The organism is Flavobacterium sp. DSR3-2 (genome assembly GCF_049896525.1).
Classification (GTDB): Bacteria; Bacteroidota; Bacteroidia; order Flavobacteriales; family Flavobacteriaceae; genus Flavobacterium.
The window spans coordinates 1-4,063 of record NZ_JAFCUM010000029.1 but is presented as its reverse complement, the minus strand read 5'-3'; the positions used below and the strand labels follow the sequence as shown (position 1 = coordinate 4,063).

3 protein-coding genes and 1 pseudogene are annotated in these 4,063 nt (G+C 35.7%); 1 reads left to right on the top strand and 3 read right to left on the bottom strand.

The features are described 5' to 3' along the window. From ACP7AV_RS17045 to ACP7AV_RS17035, 3 genes and pseudogenes are all read right to left on the bottom strand, one after another. A pseudogene (locus tag ACP7AV_RS17045) lies at positions 1–188 on the bottom strand (LytTR family DNA-binding domain-containing protein); the annotation flags it as partial. Between the two features lie 302 nt (positions 189–490). After that, on the bottom strand, positions 491–1,351 hold the full coding sequence (locus tag ACP7AV_RS17040; protein ID WP_426092992.1) for an NAD(P)-dependent oxidoreductase: 861 nt from the start codon (positions 1,349–1,351) through the stop codon (positions 491–493). Positions 1,352–1,672: 321 nt separating this feature from the next. Further along, the gene (locus tag ACP7AV_RS17035) at positions 1,673–2,101 is read right to left on the bottom strand and encodes a hypothetical protein (RefSeq protein WP_426092991.1); all 429 of its coding nucleotides are present in this window, start codon (positions 2,099–2,101) and stop codon (positions 1,673–1,675) included. A gap of 125 nt (positions 2,102–2,226) precedes the next feature. Between ACP7AV_RS17035 and ACP7AV_RS17030 the strand changes: the two genes are divergently transcribed. Next, a complete protein-coding gene (locus tag ACP7AV_RS17030) occupies positions 2,227–3,765 on the top strand; it encodes an IS1182 family transposase (RefSeq protein ID WP_426092990.1) in 1,539 nt (512 codons plus the stop codon). Positions 3,766–4,063: the final 298 nt, after the last annotated feature.

Here is a 4,063-nt window from a genome sequence, read left to right as displayed (position 1 = left end):
ATTATAGCAATTAATCCATAGCATAGAAATGAAATTAGGCTAAATCCAACACTTATAAGAATCCATACATTTAAACTTATTGTTCCATCGTCAAATGGCCTAATAAAAAAAGCGAAAATGAAAAACCAAACAGTGATAAAAATTCCGATTAGTAAATGATGTTTTATTGAAGGATTTAATTTTTTCATTTTAATAAAAGTAATTACTATATATTGAAATCCTTGTTTTTTGAAATTTGTCTAAATCTACAACAGATATTTGACTATTGGTAGTTAGTTTTAGTCGGTTCGGTTGCATTTCTGCCAACTTCTTTATAACCAAAACAAACTTTCGCAAAGCATCCAATATTTGGGTGGATTTGCGAAAATTTTTATAGCTCCTAAAGTACACTAATTTTTCTTACAATTTAATGAAAAAGATAAAAAGCATGCTATTGCGGTTTACACGAGAGAAGGAAGTGGTATAATGGTTTTCATAAAAATTCCGGATACTACTTATTTTTTAAACTGCTAATAATCGCCATAACATCTTGATCGCCTAATCCTTCTTCTTCTGCTGCAGCATAACTATCGTACAAAGGATGAATCAACGGGGAATTAAGTCCGGCTTCTTTGGCCAGTCTTAAATCTTTAACCAGATGTTTCAACGCAAATGCTGCTGGATAAGAATCGTTGAGTATGGAAGGTGTTTTGATATTCGTAATGCCGTTGCCACAAGCGCCTTGATTGATGATGTTGAGCATGTCCTCTTTGCTTACGCCGTTTTTCTCGGCAAATAAAACCGTTTCGGCTATTCCTTGAAGGTTCAATCCCAATAAGTAATTGATGGCTAATTTAGCTGAACTTGCCACGCCAGGTTCGCCTACGTGAATCGCAATTTTACCCAAAACGTCAAATATCGGTTTGGCTAATTCGTAATCTTCACTCGAAGCTCCCTCAAGAATAACCAAAGTTCCGTCTTGTGCCGGTTTTACGCTTCCAGATACGGGAGCTTCTATGAAATGTACGTGATGTTGTTTGCAAATCGTGTTTAAATAACGAGAAGTTTCAGGAGCAACGGTACTCATATTGATGATGGTTTTTCCAGCAGATGCTGCAGACAATAAACCTGTTGGTCCCTCAAAAACTTCTTTGACAGCCGCGTCGTTGGATAACATGGTCAAAACAACGTCACAAGTTTCCATTAGTTCTTGCAAACTGCTTGCTGATTTTGCTCCCGCAGCCAGTAATGGCGCTTCTTTATCTTTGTTACGATTGAAAACGGATACTTCAAAACCTGCTTTGAGTAGGTTCATAACCATTGGGTTTCCCATGTTGCCAAGGCCTGTCCATCCTAATTTTAATGTATTCATAGTTTTTGTGTTATTTATATTATCTGCACATTATGGACACAGTTTGAAAAACTGCGCGAACGATTGTGGCATATCAGCGCGGTAGGTGATTTTATTAATTAATATACAACTTGAATTCTTCAAATTCTTTTTGACCGGGAATATTTACACTCACTAAATAATAATCTGCTTCTTTGGAAATAACATTATAAACAAGCTTATCGCCTGCAATGCTAAAACCGCTTCTAGTTTCGTTATTACTTTCAATAAAGATTAGTTCAAATTCGGTATTGCTAATCCAATTGTAATCGAGTTTTGAATAAGTTTTATCTGCAAAATTATCTATCCATTTTCCATATTAGATAAAGTTATATCGCCACTTGCTTCAAAATATTTAAAGTTCACTTGTTTCTTGAAATTTCCAATTTGCTTTTTTGTCAATTTGGAAATTGGTTTTATTGTTTTTCTAATAACACTTTCTTTTGGAGGTTCTAAACGGTCGAGTAACTCTCTAAATTCTACGCAATTTCTTTGCAGCCTGTAATATAACAACTCACCAAATTTTTCAGCTTTTGAACTTTCTAAAGTTTTTAAATATGGATTTAGTTGCTCTTGATATAAAGAGCTAATTCGTAAAGTATCATTTTTGATATATCCTGAATTTATTAACGAATTACACATTATAATAGAAACAGAATCTATTTCGCATATGTTTTGAGAAAATGCAAATAGTGAAATATTCAATAAAGGTAAAATGATTATTTTTTTCATAGTTGAAGTTGAGTAGTGTTTTTTTAATTAACATCTAACGTCAGTCTGTAAAAAAACTTCTGTTGTATTATCATCAAATATAACAAAATACTTGTATAAAAAGAAGATTTTTCGTATTTTTAAGAATGCAACATATCACAGGTATTTCCCGTCAACAAATGCGTTTTTCAAGTTTAGAAGATAGTATAAGTCCCGATAATCAGGTGCGATTTATAGATGCCTTTGTCGAATATATTCACATTTCTAAACTCAATTTTGCTGTAAAAACGCTTAAGACCGAAGGTCGCCCGAGTTTCAATAGTAAAGTGTTTCTAAAGATCTATTTATACGGTTATCTCAACGGAGTCAGAAGTGGTCGAGATCTAGAAAAGGAATGTTTCAGAAACATGGAAATGCAATGGCTTTTAGAAGACATTCGTCCCAATTACCACAGCATCTCAGATTTTAGAAAAGACAATCCCATTGCTTTGAAGAACTTGTTCAAACTCTTTGTTTTATTCCTTAAAGATGCTGATTTGATAGGATGCGAAACCATTGCTATCGACGGTACCAAAAGCCGTGCGCACAATAGCAAGAAAGCCAATTTCAATCAAAAGAAAATCGACAAGCACCTAGCTTATATTGAAACTAAAACCCAAGAATACCTAAACGCTCTGGAAGAAAATGATGCCAAAGATAACCCAGCTGTAATCCAAAATATCCAACAAAAGTTAGACCGATTGAAAGGAAACAAATTGCGTTATGAGCTGCTGGAAGAAAAATTAAAAGAAAGTGGCCAGCCCCAAATAAGCACTACCGACAATGATGCCAGAGCATTACTGGTTCAGGGGCAAGTAGTTGAAATTTCGTTTAATATTCAAGCCGCAGTCGATGCTAAACATAATCTTGTCGTGGCCACACATACCATCAACAAGAACGATCGTAGTGCCTTGTCGGCCATTGCTATTGAGGTCAAAGAGAATCTGGGCATTGATACCTACACGGCTTTGGTTGATAAGGGCTACCATAACGGGAAGCATATAGAAATCTGCAAGCTTGCCAATATCACCACAATTGTAGCGCAACCCGAACAAGGAAAAAGTAACGAAAATGGCACAACTGCCAATTATTTAGTAGCCCAATTTAAATACGATCAAACCACTGACACCTACACTTGTCCACAAGGCGAAACGCTTCATACAACAGGGAAATGGCACAAGAAAAGTAGCCTAAAAGACAGCTATGAGTTTAAAAAATACCGAAGCTCCAAATGCAAAGAATGTCCTGTCAAGTTTTTATGTACCAGCAGGGCAGCAGGGCGGGAAATAGACCGAAGTCAATATGCCGATGCCGTTGAAGAAAACAACAAGCGCTACCATGCAAATGCGCAACTCTACCGCAAGCGACAGGAGATTAACGAGCATATCTTTGGAACCATCAAGCGACAATGGGGCTACAACCACACCAATTTAACGGGATTAGAAAAAGTAAATGGAGAACACAGTTTGATTATGCTGGTTTACAATATCAAACGCAGTATCAATATCCGGGGCGTTCCTGATTTGATTGCCAAACTCAAAAAATGGAACTCACCCTACAAGGCAAAAGTCTTGTTTTTACTAAAAACGGGGTATTTAAAGCTGAATACAACGTACAATTTTTATCCAATAAAATTTACAACCTAAAAAAAGAGCCTTCTCAGAAGACTTTATTTGAATTATTGCATCGTAAAATTTGAAGGTTTTAATAGAAAAAGGAGGTTTTTTCACAGCCTGACGTTCCCGCGCTACAGGCAGTTTTGGACTAAATTAAGCCCTATTTTCGGATTTGCCAATTAATCCCAAATACAAAACCAACTTCCTATTAAGCCAATTGCCCAAATCCCTCATAGCATCTATGTAAAAGCATAACTTAGAGTTACTAAAAACGAAGATTATGCAATTACAAGATGCCTTAACTATTCCAAAGATATTCATTGGTTTA

What these genes read in the sequence shown, in the direction of transcription:
- ACP7AV_RS17035 (WP_426092991.1), bottom strand. Translation starts at nt 2,101, where the DNA reads ATGAAAAAAATAATCATTTTACCTTTATTGAATATTTCACTATTTGCA.
- ACP7AV_RS17030 (WP_426092990.1), top strand. Translation starts at nt 2,227, where the DNA reads ATGCAACATATCACAGGTATTTCCCGTCAACAAATGCGTTTTTCAAGT.
- ACP7AV_RS17040 (WP_426092992.1), bottom strand. Translation starts at nt 1,351, where the DNA reads ATGAATACATTAAAATTAGGATGGACAGGCCTTGGCAACATGGGAAAC.